Origin of the sequence: Kitasatospora sp. NBC_01287, assembly GCF_026340565.1 — a bacterium.
Taxonomy (GTDB): Bacteria; Actinomycetota; Actinomycetes; order Streptomycetales; family Streptomycetaceae; genus Kitasatospora.
The window spans coordinates 2168164-2191007 of record NZ_JAPEPB010000001.1; the positions used below are offsets into that span (position 1 = coordinate 2168164).

Sequence of the window (22844 nt, forward strand, 5' to 3'; positions counted from 1 at the left end):
GGCGCGCCCTGGGTGCGCCGACGGACGCCGACGGACGGGGACGGGGCGCGCGAGCAGTGGAGACAGCCGAGCAACGACGGGAACTGGGTGCCTTCCTGCGCAGCCGGCGGGCGCGGGTCAGCCCCGAGGCCGCCGGGGTCCAGTACGCGAACGGTCGGCGCCGCACGCCCGGGCTGCGCCGCGAGGAGCTGGCGGCGCTGGCCGGAGTCAGCGTCAGTTGGTACACCTGGCTGGAGCAGGCCCGCCGGATCAAGGTCTCCCGGGAGGTGCTGACCAGCCTGGCCCGGGTGCTCAAGCTGGACGGCGTCGAGACCCAGCACCTGTTCCGGCTGGCCGGCGAGGTGCCGCCGAGCGGGCCCCGACCGTGCGGGCCGGAGGCGGTCTCCGCCCAGTACCTGAGCTTCCTGGCGGGGTTGGACCCGCTGCCCGCCTGCATCACCAACCACCGGTTCGACGTGCTGGCCTGGAACGAGGGCTACCGCGTGCTGCTGCCGGGCTTCGGCGCCCTGGCGCCGGAGCGTCGCAACAACCTGCTGATCACCTTCGACCCGGCCTTCCGCGACCTGTATCCGGACTGGCCGCAGGCCGCCGAGCACGTGGTCGCGCTCTTCCGCGCCCAGGCGGCCGACCAGCTGGCCCGGGCGGAGTACACCGAGCTGGTGGACCGCCTGCTCGCGGAGAGCGCGGAGTTCCGGGTGCTGTGGCAGCGGATGGACCTGGTGCCGGGCAGCCCGTCCGCCCACGTCTTCGATCACCCCGTGCTGGGGCGGATCGAGTTGGGCTACGTCAAGCTGCGGCTGGCCGACGCCGACGCCACCCTGATCGCCTACCAGCCGCTGGGGGACGCGTCACTGGCCGACCGGTTCCGCGCCCTGGTGGACGGGGCGGCGCGGGCCCGGGTGGACGGGGCGGCGCCGGCCCGGGTCGACGGGGCGGCGCCGGCCCTGACCTGACACCACCCCGGGCCGCGAAGGCTGCCCCGGGCTCGCGAGGGCTGCCGTGACCAGTCGGGTCAGAGCGTGCCGCCACCATCCACGAAGCTCAGCGCGCCCGTGGTGAAGGTGTTCTCCAGCAGGTGCAGCACTGTCCCCGCGACATCGTCGGGCTGTCCGATCCGGCCGACCGGGGTGGCGGCGGCGGTCTGCGCGAAGAGGCCGGCCTTGGCCTCGGCCGGGACGGAGTCCCAGAGCGGGGTGTCGATCAGCCCGGCCACCACCACGTTGACCCGGATCGGGGCCAGCTCCACCGCCAGCGAGCGGCCCAGGCCCCCGACGCCGGTGTTGGCGGCGGCGGTGGCACTCAGGTCCGGGTAGGCCTTGTAGCCGCCGGCACCGGCGAGCAGCACGATCGAACCGGTGGGCGCGATCGAGCGGCCGGCGTGCCGGACGCAGAGCAGCGGGCTGATGATCTTCGTGTCCAGCGATCGGCGCACCGCCTCGATCGACACGTCGTAGACCGAGCCGGTGGCCATGTCGCCGGGGCAGATCACCAGGTGGTCGATGGCGCCGAGATCGGCGAAGAAGGCGCGCACGCTCTCCTCGTCGGTCACGTCGATGACGCCGGTGGTGATGCCGTCGATCTCCTCGGCCGTCGCGGCGAGCTTCTCGGCGGAGCGCGAGCCGACGACGACCCGCGCGCCGGCCTCGGCGGCCTGGCGGGCCACCGCGCGACCGATGCCGGAGCTGCCGCCGATCACGACGACGCGGGTGCCGGACAGGGTGGTTGAAGCCATGGGTTCATCTCCTGTGGAACAGCTGGATCAGTACGACTCGGATCGAGGGAGTCGGCGGCGTCAGCACGCTCGCCCGCTCGCTTCCGAGAGCAACTCTGGCGGCCGGCGAAGACGGTAGGCAGGCTCGATCTTGTCCTAGGTGTTTCACTCCCTGGCTGGTCCTTCCGGCCGTGGCGGGGCCTGGCGCGGCGGCCCGGGTACGGCCGAGGGCCGGACGGGAGTCCCGTCCGGCCCTCGGCCGTACCCGCGTGCGAGGCGGCGTCAGTCCTTCGGCCAGCGCTGCTCCACCTTCGCCAGCCGCCAGTACGCCAGCGCGGCCGCCCAGACCACCACGAACAGGCCCACGATGACGAAGCCCACGTTGTTGAGGTTGATGCCGGAGATCCAGCCGCTGACCGGGTCGGTCAGGTCGAGCTGCTCGTGCAGCACCCCGACCAGCTCGATGGTGCCGATCAGGAAGGCGACGGCGATGGACAGCCCGGTGATGGTGAGGTTGTAGTACACCTTGCGGACCGGGTTGGAGAACGCCCAGTGGTACGCGAAGTTCATGAAGGTGCCGTCGAGCGTGTCGAACAGGCTCATCCCGGCCGCGAAGAGCAGCGGCAGGCAGAGGATCGCGTACCAGGGCAGGCCGGAGGCGGCGCCGGAGCCGGCCATCACCATCAGCGAGACCTCGGTCGCGGTGTCGAAGCCGATCCCGAAGAGCAGCCCCACCGGGTACATCTGCCCCGGGCGGGTGATCGACTTGGTCAGCCTGCCCAGGACGCGGTTCATGAAGCCGCGGCTGTCCAGGTGCCGCTCCAGCTCGTGCTCGTCGAAGCTGCCCGCGCGCATCGCGCGGAAGACCCGCGCGATGCCGGCCATCGAGACCAGGTTGAGCGCGGCGATCAGGTAGAGGAAGCCGCCGGAGACGCTGGTGCTGACCACGCCGAGCAGCTTGTGCGCACCGGAGTTGTCGTTGGTCAGGGTGCCGACCACCTGGGCGCCGGCGGCGACCAGCCCGGCCAGCACCACCACGATGGTGGAGTGGCCGAGCGCGAACCAGAAGCCGACCGAGACCGGACGCTTGCCGTCGGCCATCAGCTTGCGGGTGGTGTTGTCGATGGCCGCGATGTGGTCGGCGTCGAAGGCGTGCCGCATGCCCAGGGTGTAGGCGGTGATGCCGAGGCCGAGCCCGAAGGCCTGGCTGCCGACGGTGTAGTGGTGCGGCGTCACCAGGGCGATCAGGATGCCGAAGGCCGCCACGTGCATGGCGATGATCACGGACATCAGGCCGCCGGTGCGCAGCCAGTCCCGGCGCTCCCAGCGCAGCGAGAGGACGGGCGCCGACGGGGACGGCGAGGAGGATGGCGACGGGGACGGGGACAGGGAAGACGCGGACGGGGCGCGGGCCGGTAGGGCCTCGGCGGTCGGCGTGGTTTCGGGCAGGGTCATCCGGGGGCAGCCTCTCCAGCACCTCGTGGACAGAGTTCGTCGTGCGGTGCCGTGGCCGGTCTCCTGGCTGACGGGTCCAACACCCCCGTACCCGGCCTTCCCGGACGCCTGACGGCATCCAGTGACCATCCGCCCTGGCGGGCGGGAGCGGTACGAGGATTCCCCGATCACAGTGGCGAGGGCCGCTCCGGACTCCTGTGGCAGGCACAGTGCACCGGTCTTCCCGAACACCACGGCGGGAACACCGTAGAGCCCGGGCGGTGATGTCCACAAGCCTGCGCAGATGCGCAGGTGTTCCGGCGTCCCGGTTTTGGACACCGCTGTCACCGGGGATGAAGATGGGTCCCATGCATCTGGTTCCCGAGGATCGGGCGCACCGGCGCGCCATCGACGAGCACACGGTCTGCGCGGCCATCGCCGGCATCGGCGAGCCCGCGGCCGTGCGCGGCTGGGCCGCGCGCTTCGCCCTGCTCGCCGAACCGGGCCGCCTGGCGCTGCTGCTGGCGATCCACCGGGCCGGGCCGATCGCGGTCTCCGACCTCGCGCTGGCCACCGGGATCAGCGAGACCGCCGTCTCCCAGACCCTGCGCCTGCTGCGGGCCTCGGGCACGGTGGCCGCCGACAAGGACGGCCGGATCGTCCGCTACCACCTGCTCGATCCCGACGTGGCGCCGCTGCTCGACCTGATCCCGCGGCTCCCGCACGACGAGCTTTCCCACGACGAGCTGTCCCACGACGAGCTTTCCCATGGCGGGCTTTCCCACGGCGAGCTGCCCCACAGTGGGCTTTCCCAAGGCGAGCTGCCCCACAAGGGCGCTCCGACCTCGCAGGGCTGACGGCCGCTCCCCCGCAGGTCCCGCTTTCCAAGGTCCTGGCCCTGGTGCTCCAAGTGCCGCTCGAAATTATCGTGGCCGATCGCCCCTGACCCACCGATCCGCACCCGGACTGTCTGACAGAACAGACCGGGGCACTCCCTCCTCGGTCGACCGTGCCCGGTCAGCCTTTCCCCTGCCAGCCCCTCCCCCGGTCAGCTCCTCCCGCCTGTCAGCCCCTCCCCTGTCAGCCCCTCCCCGGTCAGTCCCTCCCCGGTCAGCCTCGGCGCCGAGTGCCCGGGAGCAGCCGCAGGACCGGGCTCGCCAGCTGGTGGGCCAGGCCGCGGGCCACCAGCTTGCGCATGTCGGTCTTGCGCGGCTCGTTGTAGATGACGAAGTCGTCGAAGCGGTGCACCCCGGGCCGCCCGGCCACGGCCACGGTCGCGTCACGGACCGCCACCAGCTGCGCCACGGTCATTTCGGGCACCCGCTCGTCGGGCTGGTAGGTGGCACCGATCGGGTACTCGCCGCCGGGCCGGCGGCTCATCTCGACATGGCAGCCGAGCACATGGGTGACCGGGTGGGTGCCGGCGAACTCCACCATCCGCTCCACGGTCGCGCGGAAGGCGGCGTGGTCCTCCACGTAGAGGCGGCCCGGCAGCACCGTGTCACCGGTGAACAGGATCCCGCTCCAGGGGTCGTAGACGGTGATCGCCGCCCGATGGTGCCCCGGCGAGGGAAGGATCTCCAGCACCCGGCCGCCCAGGTCGAAGGTGACCGTGTCGAGCGGCCGGTCGGGCTCGAAACCGAAGAACGACCCGACGGCCTCGGCCTCGCGCGGCACCACCGTGGTCGCGGGGCGGTCGGCGAACTGGCCGTCGGCGGCCACGTGGTCGCCGTGCCCGTGGGTGTGCGCGACCACCAGCCCGTACGGCTCGCGCCGCCCACCGTGCTCGCCGTGCCCGCCGCGTTCGCCCTGCTCGCCCGGGTGGCGGTCGAGCCACTCGGCCACCAGCCGGTCGACCGTCGCGCGCAGCGGGAAGATGGTGGCGTCGGCCGTCGCGCCGGTGTCCAGCAGCAGGGCCCGGTCGTTGCCGAAGAGCAGGAAGATGAACGGGGCCTCGTAGTTGACCGCCATGCTCTGCCGCAGGATGACGGTGTGCTCATCGTACTGGTGGACCTGGAGCGGCGGGCCGCCACCGCGCCGGGACGCGGTGCCGTGGATCCAGTCGACCGCCAGGGAGCCGGCGCCGGGAGCCCCGGTCACGAAGTCGATCGGGCCGTCAGTCGTCGGTCGCATGCTCGTTCTCCCGCGCTTCGAGGTCGGGCAGCGGAGTCGCCGCCATGAAGTACCGCACGTGGTGCTGTCCGGGGCCCGGCCGCCCGGCCGCCGCGCCCGCCCTGGCGATGTAGGGCGCGAGCAGCGCCTGCCACTGGTCGGCGAGCTCGGCGGCCTCGGCGGCGGAGAGCACCGCCACGGCGGCCAGCAGGGCCGCCGCGGGCGGCCCGTCGGCGCCCGGGACGCCCGCAGCCCCACCGCCGCCGCTCCCCCCGCCATCGGGCGGGCCGGGGCGCCGCTCCTCGCGGGCCGCGTGGTCGAGGATCGCCTGCATCTCCCGCTCCACCACGAGCCGTTCGAGCTGCCGCTTGAGCACCCGGTCACCGCCCGCCCCGACCCGCACGGTCGGTGGCACCTCGGGCACCCGCCACTGGCGCTCACGCCGGTCGCGCCCTGGGCCGGCCTCCTCCACGAACCCGTACTTGGCGAGTTGGCGGAGGTGGAAGGAGCAGTTCGCCTGCGGGACCCCGAGGACCCGCCCGCAGCGCGCGGCCGTCGCGGGGCCGCCCGTGGCCAGCAGCTCCATCAGATCGAGGCGGAGCGGGTGGGCCAGGGCCCGGATCGCCTTGGGATCGCTGATCTCCATATGTCAAAGAGTACTTTGGGATCCGGAGATGTCAACGTCTTCTTTGGCTTCTCCTCGGCGGTGGAATCCCCCGGCACGGCGGCGGGCGACCCGCGTACGCTCCCGCCATGAACGAGGACGGGACCGGCGCGGCCGGTATGGCCGGGCCCTGGACGGACGAGGCCGGGATAAGCGCGACCGGCGCCGGGACGGACGCGCGGTCGCTCTACCACGCGCTGCGGGAGTACGAGGGCGGCGACGCCTGGCGGGCGGTGGTCGCGCCGTGGCTCGCCGGCACCGGGACGGCGTACCGGACGGAGCTGGCGGCTGCCGCCACCCGCCGGCCGTGGTGGACGGGGCCGGGGCGCGACGCGGACAGCAGCGTCCTCGAACACGAGCTCTACGCACTCGGGCGGGTCAGCGACCTGCTGCTGCTCGACTTCCAGCCCGATCCCGACGGCGTCGCCGACCAGCCCTGGGCGCGCGGGCCCGGCCTGAGCCCGGCCGAGTACGTGCGCCTCTTCAGCGCGCTGGGCATGACGCCCTTCGAGGAGGCCGCGGCCGCAGTGGTCGGGGACGTCACGGTCGGAGGCGCAGTGGTCGGGGACGTCACGGCCGGGGACGTCCCGGCCGGAGATGTCGCGGCCGGGGCCCCTGTGTTGTTCGACCCGTTCCGGCACGAGATCACCAAGGTCGAGCAGGCCGAGGACCCGGCCGCGCCGATCGAGGTGGTCGAGGTCCGCTGGCCCGGCCTGATGCTGGGTCAGCTGCTCTTCAGCCGGGCCGGGGTCAAGGTCCGCGCGGGCGCCGAGCACGCCGAGCGCGGGGTGGCCGACCGCTCCCCGCTCTACTGGACCTTCCTGCGGCGCTACCGGCCCGCCGTCGACCTCTCGCACGGCTGGGGCAGCAACTCGCAGTGGCGCACCAGCCCGCGCCTGGACTACGAGACCCCGACCGCCCGCTACCTCAACGCCGCCGCCGACGGCACGCTCGGCTCGCTCGACCTCCCCGACCCGCTCGACACCTATGCCCTGCTGCTCACCCGGGCCGAGCGGCTCGACCTGCTGCGCCACCGCTGCCTGCTGCGGTCGCCGCGAGCCGCCGAGGAGTTGGCCGCGGCCGACGAGCACTGGCAGCGGAACCTGTTCCCGTTCGACTGGCGGCTGCCGGAGGCGGAGCTTTGAGCAGGGGCAGAGCTTTGAGCAGGGGCGGAGCTGCGACCGGGGGCGGAGCTGCGACCGGGGGCGAGGAGTCAGCGGCAGCCTGTTCCGGCGGGCCACGGCGCCACTACGACACCGGGGTCTGGCTGGTCCGGTTCACCGACCGGATCCTGGCTGTCTGCCCGCGCTGCGGCGGCCGGGCGCTCGTGGTGCCCAGGCCTGATCTGGCCGAGCCCCGCCACTTCGGCGAACTGCTCTTCCTGCCGAGGCGCCTGGTCTGCGGCGGGTGCGGCGCGCTGGACGAGTGGGCGCCGGGGTCGCGGGGCACCGGCCTGGTGGGCGCGGTACCCGGCGGCAGCGAGGACCCCTTCTTCCGGCGACCGCTCTGGCTGCAGACCCGGTGCGTCGGGCAGGTGCTGTGGGCCTACAACGAGCGGCACGTGGCCGCGCTGGCCGCCTACGTCGCCGCCGATCTGCGCGAACGCGGCGGCGCGCGGCCCACGTTGGCGATGTTCGCGCGGCTGCCGCGCTGGCTCACCAGCGCCGGCCATCGCCCACAGGTCCTGGCCGGGCTGGCGGCCCTGCGCGCGCAGGCCGCCCGCTCCGCCCCGGCCAACCGCTCGGACGCCGCTCACGAGCGCGCCGACCGGCCACGCAACCACAGGAGCCTGCTCTTCCGGGGCGGGGCGTACTGAGCGGCCCGCTTGAACAGCTGTCTCAAACGAGCGCATCAGACTGGCGTCTTTACACGACCGTCTTGAACGCTTGTCTTGAACCACCGTATTGAGCGTCTGTCTTGAACGCCCGCCTTGCACACCCGTCTTGCACATCTGTCTTGAACGGACGTCCTGAACACTGGTCTTGAACGACCGTCTCGAACACCCGTACCAACCAGCCCCGCTGTACGACTGTCTTGGACAGCCGTACGACACCGGGCCACCCCGGCCCACAGTCGTTCGATCACGCGTGCGAAGATCGTTGACCATGACCGCCCAGACCCGCCGATCCGCCGGCACAAGGACCTTCACCGACGTACTGCTCTCCGCCCTTCGCATCCGCCGATTGAGCACCGAGCGGGACCTGGCCGACCTGGCGGCGGGCACCACCCTCCAGGTGTTCTGCTCCAGCCCGACCCTCGGCACGGTCAGGATGATGCCGATCGGCAAGGGCCGCACCATCCCGCACACCGCAGGCGGCTACTTGCACCTGAGCACGGACGGGGTCCGCTGGCAGAACCGGCGCACCAAGGAGACCGTCGAACTCCAGGGGCCGGCGAGCCTGAAGCCCTCCGAGAAGCCGGCCGGGTGGGCCCGGATGACCCGCCTCGACCTGGTGGCGGGCGGGGAGCGGCACGTGATCCTGATCCCCACGGCCGATATCCCCCTGGTCACCCAGGCGTTGGCGGCGGTCGGCCACTGAGCCCGGCCGCGCAGCTCACGCGGCCGTCTCGCGCCTGGTGCCCTCGCCCCCAGCGCCCTCGCCCGGCACCACCACCGAGTCCAGCGAGCGGATCCGCGGGATCGGCGAGACGAGCAGCCAGCAGACCCCGAGGCTGCCGCCCACCGCGGCCAGCAGCAGGGTCGGTCGCAGGCCGATCGTGCTGCCGAGCAGGCCGCCGACCAGGGCGCCGACGGGCCGGATGCCGTAGTTGACAGTGCTGAACGCGCCGGACACCCGGCTGCGCAGGCCGTCCGGGATGACGCTGGCCTGAAGGGAGTTGAGGTTCACGTCCAGGAACATCACCCCGATGCCGCTGAGGAACTCCGTCGCGGCGAGCGCGCCGACCTTGCCCCAGAGCGGGCCGTGGGCCAGGGCGGTGATGGCCCACGGCGCCGGGAAGAGCACCGCCCCCAGGGCGATGGTGCTGCCAAGACCGATCCGCCGGGCCAGCCGGGGGGCGAGCACCGCGCCGAGCAGGCCGCCAGTCGCGCCGATCCCGAAGGCCAGGCCGATGGTGCCCGCACCGAGACCGAGAGTGCGGCTGGCGAAGAGCACCAGCAGCGCGTTGGCCACGAAGCCGAAGAAGTTGACGGTGCTGCAGCAGCCCAGACTGGCCCGCAGCACCGGGTGCCGGACCACGAAGGCCAGCCCCTGCCGGGCCCGGCCGAGCATCGACAGCTCCTCGCCCGGGGCCGTGGCCACCGGCGGTTCGTCGAGCGGGATCCGGCCGACCAGCAGCGCGGAGGCCAGGAACGAGAGCGCGTCGACCAGCACGGCCACCGGCGCGGTCAGCGCCTGGATCAGCGCGCCGCCGATGGCCGGTCCGACCACGTAGGAGCCCGACCTGCTGACACTGAGTTTGCTGTTGGCCTCCAGGTAGGAGGAGCGCGGCACCAGGTGGGCGAAGAAGGGCGAGTAGGCGCTGTTGAAGAGCACCGCCGCGGCGCCCACCAGCACGGCGACGACGTAGAGCTGAGTGAGCGTCACCGCGCCGAGCAGATAGGCGAGCGGGAGCGTGGCGAGCACCAGGGCCCGGCTCAGGTCGGCGAGGACCATCAGCCGGCGCTTGCGGCGCTGCTGGTCCACCCAGGCGCCGGAGAAGACGGCCAGCAGGTTCGGGGCCGTGATCAGCGCGGTCAGCAGCGAGACCTGGGCGGCGGAGGCTCGCAGCGCGCCGACGGCTATCAGTGGGATCGCCAACTCAGAGACTCTGTCGCCGAGTTGCGAGACGGACTGGCCGGCCCAGAAGCGCCGGAAGCGTTGATCGCGCCAGAGCGAAGCGGGGGCGGGCGGTAAGGCCTTGGCGGCGTCGGCGGCGGCAGCGGCAGCGGGTGCGGGTGCGGGTGCGGGTGCGGGTGCGGGTGCAGCCTCGGACGCGGACTCGATGGCGGTCATGCCTGCTCCCCCTGCTGCTCGGTGGCAGCGGTGGCAGCGGTGGCAGCGGTGGCATCGATGGCAGCGGTGACCTCAGCGGCCTCCGGCAGCACATAACGCATCAGCCGCACCCCGCGGCTGTCGGCCGGCCGCTCCGCCGGCTCCCTGGTCGCATACGGCGCGAGGATGCGCTCGATCGCGTCCTCGATCTCGGCGAGTTCGTCGGCGGAGACGGTGAGCCGGGTGTTGGCCAGTCCGCCGAGCCCGCGCCACTCGGGCGTGAGGCCGGGTGCGACCTCGGTGATCCAGCGCTGCGGCAGGTCGCCGTAGCGCAGGAACATCTGCTGGGCCAGGGCCCTCGCCGCCTCCCCGCCCTCGCCGTCACCCCCCGTGTCGAACCGGAAGCCGCGGCCGACCGCCTCCCAGCGCCGCGCCCTGCGGTCGGGCCCGGGCTCCGCGTCCCGGACCAGCCCGAAGCCGGCCAAGTGCCGCAGGTGCCAACTGGTGACCGACGGGGTCGCCCCGACGTCGGGGGCCAACTCGGTCGCCGTGGAGGGGCCTTGGCGCCGGAGGTGTTCGAGGATGGCCAGCCGCACCGGATGGGCGAGGGCGCGCATGGCCTGGGGGTCGGTGAGCTCGACATCACCGAGATGGTTGCCACGAGTCATGTCTGAGAGTCTCCTCTCAGATATTGTGAGAGTCAAGTCTCAGATCTTCCCGGGACGCACCGCTCACCGCGGAGCTGTCAGCACGGAGCTGTCACTGCGGAGCTGTCAGCGCGGAGCTGTCAGCGCGAAGCTGTCACCGAGGAGCAGCGCCAGGGGCACTCACCGAGGAGCGGTCACCGAGGGGTCGAGCGCCAGCGGGGCGGGGGAAGCGGGAGCCACTGCGGACGGGAGCGGAGCCGGTGGGGCGACCAGCCTGGGGTCCAGCAGCAGGATGCGCACACCGAGCGGCTCGATCAGCTCGCGCAGGGCCTGCTCGGTCAGCTCGGCCGAGGCCTGGTCCGCGCCGAGAAGGGCGTGCAGGGCACCGGACGAGCTGAAGGCGACGGCGCAGCGGCTCCCGTCGCGCTGCCGGAACAGGCGCAGCAGCTGGACGGCGCCGGTGGAGCGGACCGGGACGTGGCGGACGGCGAGGTCCTGCGGGATGCGGGATGCGGTGGTCACTGGTGCCTCCGACGGTCTCAGTCGAGGTACTGCATCGCGAAGCGGCAGTGCGCGGGGGCCGTACGGTCCCGTTCGGCCGCCAGGGCGGCCCGCTCGGCTGCCAGGGCGGCCCGCTCGGCGCCGCGCGTGGCGGCCGGAGCGGCGGCCGGAGCGGCGGCCGAAGTGGCGGCCGGTTCAGCGATCGGCTCGGTGGCCCACTCGGTGGCCCACTCAGCGGCCCGCTCGGCGGCCGGCGAGGGCCGCGTCCCGCGGTGCGTGAGCAGCCCCGCGGCCAACGGTACGGACGGCGGACGGTCGGCGGGGTCGGCCGGGCGGAGCCGGAGTGGGTCGGTGACCTGCGTGGTGCTCATGGTGGTTCGCTTCCTTCCGGGGGCGGCAGCGGCGGCGGTTCCGTGCGCAGCTCCAGTGCAGCCCCATCACAGCGCTGTCGCACCCGGCCTTGACGCGCGGACTACGCGCGGGGCCCCCTCCTTGACGCCACCTTGATATCGGCCTCCCCCGATCGGGCCAATACGACGGTGGAGGGCGGCCACCAGCACGCCGCCCTCCACCCGCACCCGCCCGCACGCCCGCCCCGCAACCCGCCCGCCCCGCACCCGCCGGCCCCGCAACCCGCCAGCGCGCCGGCGCGCCGTCACATCGTCATCACACCACCGTCATGCCGTCGCCAGCCGCCCGCTGCCGCTCCCGGGCCGGACCAGGAAGGTCGCCGCGTACACCGCGGTGGCCGTGGCCATGATGGCGAAGCTCGGCGGCAGCTGCTGGAACCGCGCGCTGAGCAGCAGGCCGCCCCACATCTCGGCGACCGCCAGGCCCGCGGAGAGCGCCAGCGCGCGGAACGGACGGTCCGTCAGCCGGATCGCCGCACCGGCGGGCGCCGCCAGCAGGCCGAGCAGCAGCAGCGAGCCGACCGCCTGGGTGGCCTCCGCCGCGCAGCCGCCGACCAGCACCAGGAAGCCGAAGCCGAGCAGCCGCACCGGCACCCCGCGCGCCGCCGCGACGGCCTCGTCGAGCGTGGCGAAGAGCAGCGGACGGCCGATCAGCAGGACCAGCAGGCAGATCGCGCCGGCGATGACGACCGCCAGCGTGGTCTGCGAGCCGTCCAGTCCGAAGATCGAGCCGAAGAGCACGCTGGTGCCGGCGCCGCCCTGGCCCGAGCCGCTGCGCGAAGTGGTGTAGACGGTGAGGAAGAACGCGCCGAGGCCCAGGATCCAGGCGAAGACGCTGCCGATCACCACGTCGTCGGGCCGCCCGCGCCGGCCGAGGCCGCCGAGCAGCAGGCCCACGCCGATGGTCGCGGCGAACAGGCCCAGGCGCAGGTCGTAGCCGCCCGCCAGGGCCGCCATCGCGCCGGTGAACGCGACGTGGCTGAGCGCGTCCCCGGTGAACAGCTGGGCCCGCAGCACCAGGAAGTAGCCGACCAGGCCGCAGGCCAGCGCGATGAAGGTACCGGCCAGCAGGGCGTGCTGGAAGAAGGCCTGGGAGAGCACCGTACTCATGCCGCGGCCCCGATCAGCAGCGGGGTCCGCGACCGGCCCAGTGCCTCGCGCGCCAGGCGCAGCAGCTGCGCCAGCACGTAGCCGGCGAAGGCGAAACCGGTCACGAAGAAGCCCAGCGGATAGGGCTGGTAGTACGCGGCGACCAGGCCCGCCCAGCAGGCGCCCAGGCCGAGCAGCACCGCGAGCAGCAGGCTGAGCCCCGGGCGGGCGGTCAGCTGCGCGGCGGTGGCCGCGGGGATCACCATCAGCGCGAAGACCAGCAGCGTGCCGGTGATCTGGCTGGCCTCGGCGGTGGCCGCGCCCAGCAGCACCAGGAAGACGGTGGCGAGCGCCCGGACCGGCACTCCGCGCCCGGCCGCCACCTGCGGGTCGACCGAGGCGAAGAGCAGCGGGCGGCCGATCACCGCGAGCAGGGCGAGCACCACGGCGGCGACGATGGCCAGTACCGTCACCTGGCCGGTGGTGATGCCCAGGAAGCTGCCGAAGAGCAGCGCGGTCGGCCCGTCCAGCAGGCCCTTGTAGAGGCTGATGAAGAGGAACCCGCAGGCCAGCGCGAAGGCTTGGACGGTCCCCGTGACGGCGGACTCCTCCGCGCCGTCGCCCTGGCCCCGGCGGCCGAGCGCGGCGATCACCAGCGCGGCCGCCACGCAGAAGCCGAAGTAGCCGAGCGAGGTGCTGAATCCGGCGAGCACCGCCAGCGAGGCCCCCGGGAAGGCGGCCACCGAGAGGGTGTGCCCGGCGAAGGTCTGGCGGCGCAGCACCATGAACCAGCCGACCACCGCGCAGACCAGCGAGACGACCAGGCCGGCCCGGAAGGCGTTGACCATGAAGGCGTAGGACCACATGTCCTGGAAGTCCGCGACCAGGTTCCAGGAGAAGGCGGGTGACGTCACGTCAGCTGCGAGCGACACGGTCGTCACCCCCGCCCTGCTGATCAGCGCCCTGATCAGCATGCCGGTCGGTGTGCCGGTCGGCATGCCGGTCGGTGTGCCGGGCCTGGGCCTCGGGCTGGCCGACCACCACCAGGCGTCCGCTGCTGGTGCGCAGCACCTCGACCGGCGTGCCGTACAGGCGGGTCAGCGTCTCGGAGGTGATCACCTCGGCCGGCGGGCCGGCCATCGCGCCGCCCTGGGCGAGGTAGACCACCCGGTCGAGGTGGTGCAGGATCGGGTTCACGTCGTGCGCGACCATCACCACCGACACCCCCTCCTGGTGGCAGATCCGGCCGAGCAGCGCGGCGATCGCGCTCTGGTTGGGCAGGTCCAGGCTGTCCAGCGGCTCGTCGAGCAGCAGCACCGAGGGCCGGCGCACCAGGGCCTGCGCGATCAGCAGCCGCTGCTGTTCACCGCCCGAGCACTGGCCGATCGGCCGGTGCGCGTAGCCGGCGGCGCCGACCAACTCGATCACCTCGGCCACCCGCTCCCGGGCCGCGCGCCGCTTGGCACCGCCCAGGAACGGGACGGGGACCCCCCACTGGTCCCCGTCCAGCCCCAGGCGCACCACGTCGATCCCGCGGATCCGCACACCGGCGTCGAAGTTGCGGCGCTGCGGCAGGTAGCCGACGCCGCCGCCCTCGACCGTCGAGCGGCGCGCGCCGCGCCGGGCACCGGGCGGGCCGCCGAGCACGGTGACCTGGCCGGCCGCCACCGGGAGCACCCCGAGCAGCACCTTCACCAATGTCGACTTGCCGACCCCGTTGGGGCCCAGTACCGCCGTGAACTCCCCTGCCCCGACGGTCAGGTCGACCCCCGACCAGAGGGTGCGCCCGCCCACCCGCACGGCCGCGCCGCGCAGCGTCAGCACCGGCTCGGCGGTGACCGGGGCGGTGGCCTCCGCGGTGACCTCCGCGGTGGCCTCGGCGGCAGCCGGGTCGGCGGCGGGCAGCCGCCGTTGCTGCTGACCGGGCAGCGGGAGGGCGCCAGTGGTGCCGGTGGTACCGGTCGTCCCGGTCGTCCCGGTCGTCCCGGTCGTCCCGGTCGTGCCGGTCGTCTCCGCAGGCTGGATGCTCATGCGCCCACCACCTGCTTCAGCGCGTTCTCGATGCCCTGCAACTCCTGGACCTGCCAGTCCTGGAACGTGTCACCGGCCGGCGCCAGGGTCTCGGTGACCTGGGCGACGGGTATGCCCTGCGCCTTGGCCGCGTTCACCTGGGCCATCACATCGGGGTCGGAGTTCTGCGTGTTGAAGACGTAGACCTTGATCTGCCTGGTGGCGATCTGCCGGTCGATCGTCGCCTTGTCGGCGGCGGTCGGGTCGTTGCCCTCGCTCATCGCGTCCAGGAAGCTCTCCGGCGTCAGCAGCTTCAGGCCCAGGGACTCCGCCAGCGGCGTCACGATGGACTCCGAGGCGCCGATCGGGGTGCCGGCGTAGGTCGCCTTGATCCCGCTCTCCAACTGGTCGTACGGGCCCAGCGCCTGGGTCAGGAAGCTCTGCCGCTGGGCGTCGAAGTAGGCCGCGTCGGCGGGGTCGAGCTTCTGGTAGTCGGCGGTGATCCGGTCGACCACCTGGTGCACGCTGTCCGCCGAGTACCACTGGTGCGGGTTGTCGCCCTCCTTCTTGCCCAGCAGCGTGCCGACCTTCAGCACGGTGCGGTGCGGCTCCGGGGTGGCGGCGAGCAGCTTGTCCGACCAGGTGTCGTAGCCGATGCCGTTGGTGACCACGTAGTCCGCCGACTCCACGGCTCGGCCGTCGGCCGTGGTGGGCTCGTAGGAGTGCGGGTCGGTGTTCGGGTTGGTGATCAGGCTCTGCACCTTGACATGGCTGCCGCCGAGCTGGGTGGCGATGCTGCCCCAGAAGTTCTCCGCGGCCACCACCCGGATCGGACGGGAGCCGTCGGCCGCCGAGGTGGCGGCCCGGGAGGCCGTCGAGCACGCGCTGGTGCCGGCGAGCACGGCGACGGCGAGCACGCCGAGGGCCGTGGTGGTGATGCGGCGGTGACCGTGACCGACGCCGGACCTGGCGTTGTGCATGGAGCGACTCTCCCCTGGCCTGCGGATCCCGGTCACGGGATCCGGTTCTCACTGGACACGGCAGAGCCTAGTTAGAAATGGTTTTCACATCCAGCCAGCGGACAGTCGAGCTGATAATCATTACCAATTCTTGACCGCAGCGCCCACCCCCGGTGGCGCCCGCGACCGCGGGAGCAACTCCTGTCAGCGCAGTGTCACTTCTTGACCGCGGAGCGCGAGCAGCGCGCGCAGCGGCGCGACCGGCGCCGGGTCGGTGCGCCAGACCAGGGCCTTGGCGTAGTGGACCCGGGGGCGCAGTGGCAGCAGCACGAGACGGTCGTCGTCCCTGAGCGCCCGGTCCGTCCCGGCCGAGAGCGCGGTGCCGATGCCCGCCAGCACCAGGGCGGCCTGCAGCGCCACGTCGTTGGTCTCGGTCAACGGCCGGAACTCGGCCCCGGCCGCACGGAAGGCGCTCTCCAGGTGCGGCCGCAGCCCGCTGTCCGGGGCATAGGTGATCAGCGGCACCCCGTCGAGCTCGGTCAGCGGCAGTTCCGCATGCCCCGCCGGCACCTCGGCGGCCGGACGGACGGCGACCACCTCGTCGCGGAGCAGCACCTCGGCCCGGAGCGCGGGCTCCAGCGGCTCCCGGGGCAGCGCCACCACGGCCGCGTCGAGGGTGCCCTGACGGACCCGGCCGATCAGCTCCGCACTGGTACCGCCGATCAGCCGCACCCCGACGCCCGGGTGATGACGGTGGAACGCGCCCAGCACGGAAGGCAGTTCGGTGTGCTCCACGCCGTCCACCGCACCCAGTGCCAGGGTGCCGGTCAGCAGCCCCGACCGCGCGGCGAACTCCGCCCGCACCGCCGAGGCGTCGGCCAACATCCGCCGGGCGTAGGGCAGCAGCGCCTCGCCCGCCGGGTTCAACCGGACCCGGCGCGAGCTGCGCTCGAACAGCGGCTCACCCAACTCCCGCTCCAGCGAGCGGATCTGCTGGCTGATCGCCGGCTGCGCGAGGTGGAAGCGGGCGGCCGCCCGGGTGAACGAGGCCTCCTCGGCGACCGCGACGAAGTACTCCAGGGTCCGCAGCTCCATGCCATGACCTCGCTCTGGCTTATCGATGGAATAAGAACTGTGTCTTTGATTTATCAATGGAACGGTACCAACCTGGTTCCATGACCACGCAGGCCCGTACCGCCGCCGGCACCGCCACCCACTCCCCGACCCACGCCCCGGCCCACTCCCCCGGCCACTCCTCGCTCCACGCCGCCACCCCGGACACTGTCCTGACGTCCCGTCAACTGACCCTGATGGCAGTGGCGGCCGGGGTCAGCGTCGCCAACGTCTACTACCTGCAGCCGCTGCTGCGCCCGCTCGCCGCCGACTTCGCGGTGAGCCCGGCGGCGGCCGGCCTGCTGCCCACCCTCACGATGGTCGGGTACGCGCTGGGACTGCTGCTGATCGTCCCCGCCGCCGACCGGGTGGGCGTGCGGCGACTGGGCGGCCGGCTCAACGCCGTCCGGACCGCCGCGCTCGTGGTGCTGGCCGCCGCACCCGGCTACCCGGTCTTCGCCGCCGCCTCGGTCGTGCTCGGCGCCGCCAGTGTGCTCGCCCAGATCCTGCTGCCGGCCGCCGTGACGCTCTCCGCCCCCGCCGCGACCGGGCGGGTCACCGCCCGGATCACGGCGGGCCTGTTCGGCGGCATCGTCGGCGCCCGGGTGCTCTCCGGCGCGGTCGCCGGGCCGCTCGGCTGGCGGGCCGTCTACGTCATCTCGGCGCTGCTGACCGTGCTGCTGCACCTGGCGCTGCGCGGCCTGCCCGAACCGGCGGCGCGGACCGCCCTGCCCTACCGGAAGTTGATCGGCTCACTCGGTCCGCTCTGGCGCCAGGACCGGGCGCTGCGCCGGGCCGTCACGATCGCGGCCCTCGGCTTCGCGGCGTTCAACCTCTTCTGGACCGCCGTCACCCTCTATGTCACCGGCGCCCCGCACCGCTGGAGCCCGGCGGCCGCCGGGCTGCTCGGACTGGTCGGGATCGCGGGCACCGCCACCGTGCTGCTCGTCGGCCGCCGGCTGGACCAGGGCCGGGGCCGGGCGCTGACCATGGGCGCGGCGGCGGCGATGACCCTGGCGCTGCTCGCGGCCGGCTCGGCCGGCGCCGCCACCCCGGTCCTGCTCGGTGCGGCCCTGCTGCTGGACTCCGGCGCCCGGGTCAGCAACCTGGCCAACCAGAGCAGCGCGCTGAGCGGCCACCCCGAGGCCCGGGCCCGCCTCAACACCCTCTACATGACCGGCTACTTCACCGCCGGCACGGCCGGCTCGGCGGCCGGCGCCCTGCTGCTCACCCACGGCGGCTGGCCGGCCGCCTGCGCTCTGGGAGCGCTGCTCAGCGCGTCGGCGGGTCTGCTGGCCGCCCGGCGGCCGTGAAGGGGTAGTACATCGCAACGGCGGCGTCACAGCGTCCGCGCCAGGCTCCACAGCGGCAGCTGCTCGAAGAAGGTGACCGCCTCCTCGCGCCAGCGCGGGCGCCAGCCGGCCGCCTCGGCCGAGGCGAGTTGGGCGTAGCGGCGCATCTCGGCGCGCAGGTGCTGGTCGACGCCGTGGCGGTGGCCGATCTCCCGCACCGCGGCCACGGTGTACGGCGGGCAGTCCCGGTCGCCGAGGGCAGCCTCCACCACGGCCCGTTCGGCCTCGGTGGCCGCGGCGAGGATCGCGCTGACGGCGTAGCTGCGCCGGCCCTCGCGCAGGTCGCCGCCGATGGGCTTGCCCAGGGCCTGGGCGTCGTTGCCGAACAGGTCGAGGTAGTCGTCGCGCATCTGCTCGTAGACGCCGACCAGCCGCGCGTACCGGCGCAGTTCGGCGTCGAAGCGGTGCGGCTGCTCGCCGGCCGCCAGCAGGCCCAGCTGCAGTGGGGCGAGCACCGAGTAGCGGGCGCTCTTGTAGTCGGCCACGGCGTGCAGTTGCTCCTCGTCCGGGAGGGCGGTGAAGTCCCGTTCCAGGTCGATGATCTGGCCGACGAAGGTGGCGGTGGCCGCCCGGGTCTGCACCTCCAGCATGGCCTGGCGCAGCGGCAGCGGGGCGGTGGACTCCAGCAGCACCCGCAGCGAGAGGAAGGCGGCGAGGTCGCCGGCCAGCACGGCCAGGCCCAGCGCGGCCTGCGGGTGGTCGGGGAACCTGGCGCGGTAGGCGTAGTAGGTCGAGGGGGCGCCGCGGCGGGTGGGGCTGTTGTCGATGATGTCGTCGTGGACCAGGCCGTGGGTCTGCAGGAGTTCGATGCTCAGCGCGGCGTCGTCCAGGCCCGGCAGGTCCTCGTCGGTGCTGACCAGGCGGGCCGCCTCGTGCAGCAGCGCCACCCGCAGGCGCTTGCCGCCGCGCAGCGACAGGTCGCGCAGCAGGTCGAGGCACTCGGGGGTGAAGCGACTGTGCGCGGGGGCGTCGAGGGTGCCGCGCAGGTTGTCGAAGTACGCCGCGAAGAGGTCGGCGAAGCGCCGCTCGTAGCCGGCCAGCCGCCGCTGGAGCTGTGCGGTGGGGTCGCTGGTGTCGGTCACGGGGTGGTGCTCCTGTCAGGTGGGGCCGGGCGGCTCGGACCCTCCACCCTCGCACAGGCCGCCGCCGCTCGGCGCACCTGGACCCGGACCAGGGACAAGCGGCGGACCGGGCAACGGAGCTGACATAGGTACAGACATGACAAAGGTTTCCCCATGGACCTCACAAGCAGCGGACAGACCCACCCGGACAGGAGTGCGATAGCGCCCAACCGTCGTCGACGGGACCGACCTACCACCCACAGGGACACCCATGCGACGTTCCACCCTCAGCCGTGCCACCGCATCGGCCATCGGCACCCTCGCCCTGTTCGCCGCGACCGCCCTCACCGGCGCCGCACCGGCCACCGCCGCCTTCGCCGCCGCGTCCGCCGCGCCGGCCAAGCCGGTACCGGCCGCGATAGGCCACCGGATGCTCTCCGGCCAGTTCGCCAGCCCGCTCACCCCCAGCCAGTGCCAGGCACAGTTCCAGGCCCTGTGCTACGGCGCGACCCAGCTGGAGCAGGGCTACAACGAGCACCCGCTCTTCGACAAGGGCATCAACGGCGCCGGGCGCACCATCGTGATCGTCGACTCCTACGGGTCGCCGACCATCCAGCACGACCTGGACGTCTACAGCGCCCAGTACGGCATCCCCAGCACCACCGTCCAGGTGGACAAGTGGGGCACCGTGCCGCCCTTCGACCCGACCAACGACGACATGACCGGGTGGGCCGAGGAGACCACCATCGACGTCGACATGGCGCACGCGATGGCGCCCGGCGCGAAGATCGTGCTGGTCGAGACCGGCGTCTCGGAGACCGAGGGCACCACCGGGTTCCCGGAGATGATGGCCGCCGAGGACGCGCTGATCAAGCAGGGCGTCGGCGACGTCATCACGCAGAGCTTCGGCGCCACCGAGAACACCTTCCCCGGCTTCGACCAGGGCGACTACTCCAGCCTGCTCAACCTCCGCTACGCCTACAAGGACGCGGCCGCGCACGGCGTCACCGTGCTGGCCTCCTCCGGCGACAGCGGCGTGACCGACTCGGAGCTGGACGGCTCGACCCTCTACCCGTACCCGGTCACCTCCTGGCCGCCCTCCGACCCGCTGGTGACCGGCGTCGGCGGCACCTCGGTGCACCTGGACGACAGCGGCAACCGGCAGAGCCCGGACACCGTCTGGGACTCCCCGGCGACCGACGGCGGGGCCTCGGGCGGCGGCAAGTCCAAGGTCTTCACCCGGCCGGTCTTCCAGCTCGGTGTGCAGGGCACGGTGGGCAACTCCCGTGGCGTGCCGGACATCAGCATGGTGGGCGACCCCAACACCGGTGTCTGGACCTACAACAGCTTCGGCCCGAACGACAACGGCTGGGAGCTGTGGGGCGGCACCAGCGTGGCCAGCCCGGTCTTCTCCGGTGTGGTGGCGCTGGCCGACCAGGTCGCCGGGCACCGGCTCGGCAACCTGAACTACGGCCTTTACGCGCTCGGCGCGCTGCAGCAGGCCGGCGCCAAGGGGACCGGCCTCAACGACGTGGTGGGCGGCTCCAACACCTACAACGGCGTCACCGGCTGGCCGGTCACCAAGGGCTACGACCTGGCGACGGGTTGGGGCACGGTGGACGTGTCGAAGTTCGTGCCGGCGATCGCCGCACTGGGCTGACGTTCCGTCAGGTAGAGGCGTACGAACGGATCTGTGATCAAGGACGCGGCCGGCCACCCGGCGGGGTGGTCGGCCGCGCCTGCTCGGCCGTCTCACACGAACGTCTCGCACAGATGTCTCGCACCACCGTCTCACTCAACCGCGTCCGCGCGAGCCCGTACGGCGGCTCAGCCCAGTTGGGCGAGCAGGTCGGCGCCGGGCCAGGGGCGCGCCGCCCCGGGACCGGCCGCCTCGGCCTCGCGGACCAGCGCCACCAGCCGGGCGTTGGCCACAGCGGGCAGGTCGTGGCGGGCCGCCAGCGCGGTGACCTCCCCCTGCAGGCTGTCGATCTCGGTGGGACGGCCGCGCCGCAGGTCCTCCCACATCGAGGAGCGCGCCCGCGCGTCGATCCGCAGGCTCGCCCCCGCGAGCCGCTGGAAGAGCGCGTCGGGCAGCCCGAGCACCCAGGGTGTCAGCGCGGGCGGCACCGGGCCCAGCCGGGCGGGCGTGATCCCCTCGGCCCGGAACGCGGCGAGCGCCTCCCGCTGGCAACGCGCCAGGCAGGCCCGGTAGGCGCGGCGGCCCAGTTGCTCGCGCAGCGGCAGCCCGGAGAGCGCGTTCACCGCGTTGTTGAGGTTCATCAGCAGCTTGGCCGCCTGCACGGCCGGCATGTCCTGCCGCAGCACCAGCGGCAGCCCCGCGGCCCGGGCCGCCGCCGCGAGCGGAGCGCTGTGCGGGGTGTCGGCCAGCATCAGCCGCCCCGCCGTGCCCTGGTGGAAGGCGGCGGTGCCGGCGCGCACCACGTTGTACGGGACCATCCCGGCCAGCACCCGGTGGCCGGGCAGCCCCTCGGCCAGTACCCGTGGGTTGTGCAGGCCGTTCTGGAAGCTGACCACGACCGCCGCCGGGTCCAGGTGGGCGGCCAACTGCCGGGCGGCGCCCGCGGTGTCGGCCGACTTGACGGTCACCAGCACGTAGTCGGCCCCCGCCGCCGCGGCCGCGTCGGTGGCCGTCCGCACGGTGCGGATCCCCCGCCGGGCGGCATCGCCCGGGCCGGTGAGGGTGAGCCCCTCGCGCTCGACGGCGGCCATCGCCTCGGGGCGGCCGATCAGCGTGACCTCGGCGGCCTCGGCGAGCATCCCGCCCAGGTGGCAGCCGATGCTGCCGGCGCCGAGCACCGCGATCCGCAGCCGCGCGGGCACGGGTGCGGGCACGGGTGCGGGCAGAGGCGAGGGCAAAGGCGAGGGAAGTGGCGAGGGCGAGGGAAGTGGTGAACCGGTGGGCGCAGCAGGGTCGGTGGGCACCGCGGGCTCCTCAGTCTCAGTCGAAGAGGTCGGGGTCCGAGGCGGTGATCTGGTCCCACAGCGGACGAGCCTGGAACCAGCCGGCCAGGTGCGAGCCCAGCTGGCCCCTGGTGAGCAGCGCGGTCTCCCGGTCGATCAGGGTGGGCTTGCCGGCCGCCATCGCCAGCAGCTGGGCCTGGCAGGAGCGTTCCATGGTGATGAACCACCAGACCGCTTCGGCCACCGAGTGGCCCACCGTCAGCAGGCCGTGGTTCTGCAGGATGACCGCCTTGAAGTCACCGAGCGCGGCCGCGATCCGCCGCCCCTCCTCGGCCTCGTTGACCACGCCCCGGTAGTCGCTGTAGAGCCCGTGGTCCTCGAAGAACGCGCAGGCGTCCTGGGTGATCGGGTCCAGCGGGATGCCGAGGCTGGCGAACGCCTTGCCGTGCAGCGAGTGCGAGTGCGCGGCGGCCACCGCGTCCGGGCGGGCGGCGTGGACCTGGGAGTGGATGACGAAGGCCGCCCGGTTCACCGGCCGGCTGCCGTGCAGCAGGGTGCCGTCGTGGTCGACCAGGATCAGGTCGGAGGCCTTGATCTGGGTGAAGCTCATTCCGAACGGGTTGACCCAGAACCACCGGGGGTCCTCCGGGTCGCGCACGGTGATGTGCCCCGCCACCCCTTCGGAGAAGCCGAACCGGCCGAACAGCCGCAACCCGGCGGCCAGTTGCTCCTTGCGGTACTGGCGCTCGGCCTCGACGGTGTCGAAGCTGGGCGGCATCGGCAGGCTGACCCCCGCCGGCAGCGGGCCGACCGCGCCGGACAGCTCGGCGGACAACTCGGCGGGCAACTCAGCAGGCAACTCGGCGGGCGGCGGGGTGCTCACGGGCGTACTCACGGGCGTACTCATGACGCGCTCCAGAGGTC

At 73.3% G+C, this 22844-nt stretch carries 23 protein-coding genes and 1 riboswitch; of the genes, 7 read left to right on the forward strand and 16 right to left on the reverse strand.

What is annotated here, in order from left to right; translation table 11 throughout:
- Positions 1-56: 56 nt before the first annotated feature.
- Complete coding sequence (locus tag OG455_RS09125; protein ID WP_266291933.1) at positions 57-953, forward strand: helix-turn-helix transcriptional regulator; 897 nt, start codon at positions 57-59, stop codon at positions 951-953.
- 59 nt (positions 954-1012) lie between these two features.
- On the opposite strand, the gene OG455_RS09130 is transcribed toward OG455_RS09125, so the two are convergent.
- Both OG455_RS09130 and OG455_RS09135 read right to left on the reverse strand, forming a co-directional pair.
- Entirely contained in the window at positions 1013-1732 is a 720-nt protein-coding gene (locus OG455_RS09130) for an SDR family oxidoreductase (protein ID WP_266291935.1), read from the reverse strand.
- Positions 1733-1993: 261 nt separating this feature from the next.
- On the reverse strand, positions 1994-3166 hold the full coding sequence (locus OG455_RS09135) for a HoxN/HupN/NixA family nickel/cobalt transporter (protein WP_266291937.1): 1173 nt from the start codon (positions 3164-3166) through the stop codon (positions 1994-1996).
- Between the two features lie 35 nt (positions 3167-3201).
- Positions 3202-3416: riboswitch (cobalamin riboswitch) on the reverse strand.
- Between the two features lie 97 nt (positions 3417-3513).
- On the opposite strand from OG455_RS09135, the gene OG455_RS09140 reads away from it, so the two are divergent.
- Complete coding sequence (locus OG455_RS09140) at positions 3514-4002, forward strand: metalloregulator ArsR/SmtB family transcription factor (protein ID WP_323185448.1); 489 nt, start codon at positions 3514-3516, stop codon at positions 4000-4002.
- Positions 4003-4255: 253 nt separating this feature from the next.
- Here OG455_RS09140 and OG455_RS09145 read toward each other — a convergent pair whose 3' ends face one another.
- A complete protein-coding gene (locus OG455_RS09145) occupies positions 4256-5278 on the reverse strand; it encodes an MBL fold metallo-hydrolase (protein ID WP_266291939.1) in 1023 nt (340 codons plus the stop codon).
- Positions 5262-5903 (reverse strand): helix-turn-helix domain-containing protein, encoded by a 642-nt coding sequence (locus tag OG455_RS09150; protein WP_266291941.1) that lies wholly within the window; start codon positions 5901-5903, stop codon positions 5262-5264. The genes OG455_RS09145 and OG455_RS09150 overlap by 17 nt, the downstream gene beginning before the upstream one ends.
- A 107-nt stretch (positions 5904-6010) precedes the next feature.
- Here OG455_RS09150 and OG455_RS09155 point away from each other — a divergent pair, with 107 nt between their 5' ends.
- The 3 genes from OG455_RS09155 (at position 6011) to OG455_RS09165 (ending at position 8461) form a co-directional block, all read left to right on the forward strand.
- Positions 6011-7066 carry a hypothetical protein gene (locus OG455_RS09155; RefSeq protein ID WP_266291943.1) on the forward strand — a complete coding sequence of 352 codons (1056 nt, stop codon included), beginning with the start codon at positions 6011-6013 and terminating at the stop codon, positions 7064-7066.
- Between the two features lie 185 nt (positions 7067-7251).
- Positions 7252-7737 (forward strand): hypothetical protein, encoded by a 486-nt coding sequence (locus OG455_RS09160; protein ID WP_266291945.1) that lies wholly within the window; start codon positions 7252-7254, stop codon positions 7735-7737.
- A gap of 289 nt (positions 7738-8026) precedes the next feature.
- Positions 8027-8461, forward strand: coding sequence for a hypothetical protein (locus OG455_RS09165; protein WP_266291947.1), 435 nt, complete (start codon positions 8027-8029; stop codon positions 8459-8461).
- 15 nt (positions 8462-8476) lie between these two features.
- Here OG455_RS09165 and OG455_RS09170 read toward each other — a convergent pair whose 3' ends face one another.
- The 9 genes from OG455_RS09170 to OG455_RS09210 all read right to left on the reverse strand — a co-directional run bounded on the left by OG455_RS09170 (position 8477) and on the right by OG455_RS09210 (position 16567).
- Complete coding sequence (locus tag OG455_RS09170; RefSeq protein ID WP_266291948.1) at positions 8477-9877, reverse strand: MFS transporter; 1401 nt, start codon at positions 9875-9877, stop codon at positions 8477-8479.
- Positions 9874-10524 (reverse strand): helix-turn-helix domain-containing protein, encoded by a 651-nt coding sequence (locus OG455_RS09175; RefSeq protein WP_266291950.1) that lies wholly within the window; start codon positions 10522-10524, stop codon positions 9874-9876. The genes OG455_RS09170 and OG455_RS09175 overlap by 4 nt, the downstream gene beginning before the upstream one ends.
- A gap of 159 nt (positions 10525-10683) precedes the next feature.
- The gene (locus OG455_RS09180; RefSeq protein ID WP_266291952.1) at positions 10684-11025 is read right to left on the reverse strand and encodes an SAV_915 family protein; all 342 of its coding nucleotides are present in this window, start codon (positions 11023-11025) and stop codon (positions 10684-10686) included.
- Positions 11026-11042: 17 nt separating this feature from the next.
- Complete coding sequence (locus OG455_RS09185; RefSeq protein ID WP_266291954.1) at positions 11043-11375, reverse strand: hypothetical protein; 333 nt, start codon at positions 11373-11375, stop codon at positions 11043-11045.
- A 306-nt stretch (positions 11376-11681) separates the two neighbouring features.
- Positions 11682-12524, reverse strand: coding sequence for a metal ABC transporter permease (locus OG455_RS09190; protein ID WP_266291956.1), 843 nt, complete (start codon positions 12522-12524; stop codon positions 11682-11684).
- Positions 12521-13435 carry a metal ABC transporter permease gene (locus OG455_RS09195; RefSeq protein ID WP_266291958.1) on the reverse strand — a complete coding sequence of 305 codons (915 nt, stop codon included), beginning with the start codon at positions 13433-13435 and terminating at the stop codon, positions 12521-12523. Before OG455_RS09195 ends, OG455_RS09190 begins: the two co-directional genes overlap by 4 nt.
- The gene (locus OG455_RS09200; RefSeq protein ID WP_266291960.1) at positions 13419-14534 is read right to left on the reverse strand and encodes a metal ABC transporter ATP-binding protein; all 1116 of its coding nucleotides are present in this window, start codon (positions 14532-14534) and stop codon (positions 13419-13421) included. The genes OG455_RS09195 and OG455_RS09200 overlap by 17 nt, the downstream gene beginning before the upstream one ends.
- Complete coding sequence (locus OG455_RS09205) at positions 14531-15493, reverse strand: metal ABC transporter solute-binding protein, Zn/Mn family (RefSeq protein WP_266291962.1); 963 nt, start codon at positions 15491-15493, stop codon at positions 14531-14533. The genes OG455_RS09200 and OG455_RS09205 overlap by 4 nt, the downstream gene beginning before the upstream one ends.
- 183 nt (positions 15494-15676) lie before the next feature.
- A complete protein-coding gene (locus tag OG455_RS09210) occupies positions 15677-16567 on the reverse strand; it encodes a LysR family transcriptional regulator (protein ID WP_266291964.1) in 891 nt (296 codons plus the stop codon).
- Positions 16568-16647: 80 nt separating this feature from the next.
- Here OG455_RS09210 and OG455_RS09215 point away from each other — a divergent pair, with 80 nt between their 5' ends.
- Complete coding sequence (locus OG455_RS09215) at positions 16648-17898, forward strand: MFS transporter (protein ID WP_266291966.1); 1251 nt, start codon at positions 16648-16650, stop codon at positions 17896-17898.
- A gap of 26 nt (positions 17899-17924) precedes the next feature.
- Here the strand turns inward: OG455_RS09215 and OG455_RS09220 are convergent, their stop codons facing one another.
- Complete coding sequence (locus tag OG455_RS09220; protein WP_266291968.1) at positions 17925-19019, reverse strand: polyprenyl synthetase family protein; 1095 nt, start codon at positions 19017-19019, stop codon at positions 17925-17927.
- A gap of 250 nt (positions 19020-19269) precedes the next feature.
- Between OG455_RS09220 and OG455_RS09225 the strand changes: the two genes are divergently transcribed.
- Positions 19270-20658: a S8 family serine peptidase gene (locus tag OG455_RS09225; protein ID WP_266291970.1), complete on the forward strand. Its 1389-nt coding sequence runs from the start codon at positions 19270-19272 to the stop codon at positions 20656-20658.
- 167 nt (positions 20659-20825) lie between these two features.
- On the opposite strand, the gene OG455_RS09230 is transcribed toward OG455_RS09225, so the two are convergent.
- Together OG455_RS09230 and OG455_RS09235 are read right to left on the reverse strand one after the other, a co-directional pair.
- Positions 20826-21851, reverse strand: a complete 1026-nt coding sequence (locus OG455_RS09230; protein ID WP_266291972.1) for a 2-dehydropantoate 2-reductase — start codon at positions 21849-21851, stop codon at positions 20826-20828.
- A 106-nt stretch (positions 21852-21957) separates the two neighbouring features.
- The gene (locus OG455_RS09235; RefSeq protein WP_266300707.1) at positions 21958-22743 is read right to left on the reverse strand and encodes a class II aldolase/adducin family protein; all 786 of its coding nucleotides are present in this window, start codon (positions 22741-22743) and stop codon (positions 21958-21960) included.
- Positions 22744-22844: the final 101 nt, after the last annotated feature.

Coding starts and splice junctions, on each gene's coding strand:
- OG455_RS09200 (WP_266291960.1), bottom strand. CDS start 14,534: ATGAGCATCCAGCCTGCGGAGACGACCGGCACGACCGGGACGACCGGG.
- OG455_RS09210 (WP_266291964.1), bottom strand. CDS start 16,567: ATGGAGCTGCGGACCCTGGAGTACTTCGTCGCGGTCGCCGAGGAGGCC.
- OG455_RS09140 (WP_323185448.1), top strand. CDS start 3,514: ATGCATCTGGTTCCCGAGGATCGGGCGCACCGGCGCGCCATCGACGAG.
- OG455_RS09165 (WP_266291947.1), top strand. CDS start 8,027: ATGACCGCCCAGACCCGCCGATCCGCCGGCACAAGGACCTTCACCGAC.
- OG455_RS09225 (WP_266291970.1), top strand. CDS start 19,270: ATGCGACGTTCCACCCTCAGCCGTGCCACCGCATCGGCCATCGGCACC.
- OG455_RS09215 (WP_266291966.1), top strand. CDS start 16,648: ATGACCACGCAGGCCCGTACCGCCGCCGGCACCGCCACCCACTCCCCG.
- OG455_RS09185 (WP_266291954.1), bottom strand. CDS start 11,375: ATGAGCACCACGCAGGTCACCGACCCACTCCGGCTCCGCCCGGCCGAC.
- OG455_RS09150 (WP_266291941.1), bottom strand. CDS start 5,903: ATGGAGATCAGCGATCCCAAGGCGATCCGGGCCCTGGCCCACCCGCTC.
- OG455_RS09175 (WP_266291950.1), bottom strand. CDS start 10,524: ATGACTCGTGGCAACCATCTCGGTGATGTCGAGCTCACCGACCCCCAG.
- OG455_RS09155 (WP_266291943.1), top strand. CDS start 6,011: ATGAACGAGGACGGGACCGGCGCGGCCGGTATGGCCGGGCCCTGGACG.
- OG455_RS09205 (WP_266291962.1), bottom strand. CDS start 15,493: ATGCACAACGCCAGGTCCGGCGTCGGTCACGGTCACCGCCGCATCACC.
- OG455_RS09135 (WP_266291937.1), bottom strand. CDS start 3,166: ATGACCCTGCCCGAAACCACGCCGACCGCCGAGGCCCTACCGGCCCGC.
- OG455_RS09145 (WP_266291939.1), bottom strand. CDS start 5,278: ATGCGACCGACGACTGACGGCCCGATCGACTTCGTGACCGGGGCTCCC.
- OG455_RS09170 (WP_266291948.1), bottom strand. CDS start 9,877: ATGACCGCCATCGAGTCCGCGTCCGAGGCTGCACCCGCACCCGCACCC.
- OG455_RS09190 (WP_266291956.1), bottom strand. CDS start 12,524: ATGAGTACGGTGCTCTCCCAGGCCTTCTTCCAGCACGCCCTGCTGGCC.
- OG455_RS09130 (WP_266291935.1), bottom strand. CDS start 1,732: ATGGCTTCAACCACCCTGTCCGGCACCCGCGTCGTCGTGATCGGCGGC.